This window comes from Actinoplanes sp. NPDC026623 (assembly GCF_040638275.1).
In the GTDB taxonomy this organism is placed as follows: Bacteria; Actinomycetota; Actinomycetes; order Mycobacteriales; family Micromonosporaceae; genus Actinoplanes.
The window spans coordinates 1-1,654 of record NZ_JBEZXZ010000427.1; the positions used below are offsets into that span (position 1 = coordinate 1).

Below are 1,654 nucleotides of genomic sequence, written 5' to 3' on the forward strand. Positions count from 1 at the left end.
CGCGCCGGACTATGCGGAAGGCGGTGCCTGCTCGCACAGGCCGGGAGCCGCGAAGTCGGCGATGCTGCGGTAGCTGCCGCCCGGGTAGTCGGTCCACACCGCGATGTAGTCGAGGCGGGCGCCCGCGCTGTCGCCGGGGATCCGCTGGACGGCGTGCGTTGTGCCACCGGCCGGCGGCGCCGGAAGGGAACCGAGGCGGGAGGCCGGCGGGGTCGACTCCACCACGATGAGCAGCGCGGAGGTATCCGACTGGTTGGTGATCGCCCAGTCGACGACCCACTCGCCGGTGGCGGTGTCGCAGGTGCCGTCGACGGACGTGCCGAACGTTCTGGGCGTCGCGGCCAGGGCCGGAGTGGCGGGCAGGGCCATCACTGCGCCGAGAGCGGCGGCGGCGATGATGCGGGATCTCATGTGTTCCCTTCGAGGGAGTGCCAGGGGTGCCGAGTGCCGCCGTCCTTGAACGAGGGGCTTTCACAATTTATGCGGCCGATATGGCGAAAATGCGACAAGGCGGTAAACGTCGTGTTGTCCCGCCGGAGGAGGCTGTCAGAAGCGCACGAGGCAGAACGGATGTCCCGCCGGGTCGGCGTAGACCCGGAACCGTTCCCCGCCTCCCGGCAGCCGTCGTGCCCCGAGCCCGGTTACCAGCGTCTCGGCCTCGTCGAGGTCGGCGACCCGGATGTCGAGATGCATCTGCTGTCGCTGATCGCCGTCCGGCCATTGTGGTGCCCGGAAGTCGGCCACGCGTTGAAACGCCAGTCCTGGGCGGTTGGGGGCGTCACCGATGACGACCCAGTCCTCCTCGTCCTGGACTCGCCGCATCCCGAGCACCGCTTCGTAGAAGCGCGCCAGCGATGACGGGTCAGGGCAGTCGATCACTAGGCCGTGCGACACTGCCCGGCATGCCGAAACACCCGGGCCGCACGCCGGACGACGTCGCCGAGTCGAGCGCGACGGACCAGATCGAGCAGGATGTCATCGCCGATGGGCGACGGCTCACGACGGACGAGCGGCGCGCCGCCGAGGGCTGGGCGCGCCGGATGCGCGGGCTGTTCCTGCTCGGGCTGGCCGGGTTTCTCGGCACGTGGGCCACGGCCGCCACCGGCGGTAGGGGGCTGCTGTTCATCGGCTGCGGCTCGGCGGCGCTCAATCTGCTTTCCTGGTACGCGATCCGGCGCGGCCAGGCAGTCGAGCCGAACCGGTTTCCGGTGCGGTGGCGCGGCAGGGGCGGCGACGTGAAGGGCACGACGGCGGCGCTGCTCTTCGTCGTCATGTGCGCCCTCTGCGCTTCGCTCGGAAGGTCACTGCTGTAGATCCGGCGGGCCCGGCCCGAATCCGCTACTCGGAGTCGGCGGGCCGCAGGGTGGGCAGGGTGGCGAGGCGGTGGGTGCCGGCGCCGGCGGCCACGAACATGGTCGCGAGCAGGAGCCAGCCGGGAGCGCCGTGCGCGATGGCGGTGCCGGTGACGACCGCCGGGGCGAGCATGGTGCCGGCGGCGAAGCCGGTCTGGCTGATCCCCTGGTAGGCGCCCGGGTTGCGGGCGTCGGCGAGTTCGAAGGCGAGGGACCACGCCCCGGCCTCGGAGAGGACCTCGGCGGCGCTCGCCGCGAGCAGCGCGAGGACCAGCACCCCGGCGGCGGCCGCCGCCGGCAGG

The 1,654-nt window shown here is 72.1% G+C and carries 3 protein-coding genes and 1 pseudogene; 1 reads left to right on the forward strand and 3 read right to left on the reverse strand.

The window, feature by feature from the left end; translation table 11 throughout:
• Positions 1 to 9: 9 nt before the first annotated feature.
• Together AB0F10_RS45485 and AB0F10_RS45490 are read right to left on the reverse strand one after the other, a co-directional pair.
• A complete protein-coding gene (locus tag AB0F10_RS45485) occupies positions 10 to 411 on the reverse strand; it encodes a hypothetical protein (protein WP_360640830.1) in 402 nt (133 codons plus the stop codon).
• 135 nt (positions 412 to 546) lie between these two features.
• The gene (locus AB0F10_RS45490; protein ID WP_360640832.1) at positions 547 to 894 is read right to left on the reverse strand and encodes a VOC family protein; all 348 of its coding nucleotides are present in this window, start codon (positions 892 to 894) and stop codon (positions 547 to 549) included.
• Positions 895 to 902: 8 nt separating this feature from the next.
• Here AB0F10_RS45490 and AB0F10_RS45495 point away from each other — a divergent pair, with 8 nt between their 5' ends.
• Entirely contained in the window at positions 903 to 1,313 is a 411-nt protein-coding gene (locus AB0F10_RS45495) for a hypothetical protein (protein WP_360640834.1), read from the forward strand.
• A 25-nt stretch (positions 1,314 to 1,338) separates the two neighbouring features.
• On the opposite strand, the pseudogene AB0F10_RS45500 reads toward AB0F10_RS45495, so the two are convergent.
• Positions 1,339 to 1,654 (reverse strand): annotated as a pseudogene (locus tag AB0F10_RS45500) (MFS transporter); the annotation flags it as partial.